The organism is Achromobacter sp. SIMBA_011 (assembly GCF_046535435.1).
Taxonomy (GTDB): domain Bacteria; phylum Pseudomonadota; class Gammaproteobacteria; order Burkholderiales; family Burkholderiaceae_B; genus Achromobacter; species Achromobacter dolens.
The window spans coordinates 1-258 of record NZ_JAWRWN010000765.1 but is presented as its reverse complement, the minus strand read 5'-3'; the positions used below and the strand labels follow the sequence as shown (position 1 = coordinate 258).

The 258-nt window shown below is 72.5% G+C and carries 1 pseudogene; it reads right to left on the bottom strand.

Annotation, left to right across the window (positions count from 1 at the left end):
- Positions 1-121: 121 nt before the first annotated feature.
- A pseudogene (locus SB816_RS33045) lies at positions 122-258 on the bottom strand (LysE family translocator); the annotation flags it as partial.

Below are 258 nucleotides of genomic sequence, written 5' to 3'. Positions count from 1 at the left end.
ATACTGCCCACGCGGTCTGCTCTATGCGACGGACCTACGCGGCCCGGCCACTCCCGCGCCGCAAATTCCGGGCTACGGCGCGTCACACCCGCGCAATCCCCGACGCGCCCGCCCGCGGCCCTCAGTTCCAACCGGCCATGATCGCGCCCATCCCGACCAGCAGCCCGCCCGTCACGCGGTTCATCGCGTGCATCCGCGCGGGTCGCTGCAATGCGCGGCTGAGCCGGTGCGACAGCAGCGCCATCGACGCCATGCCGC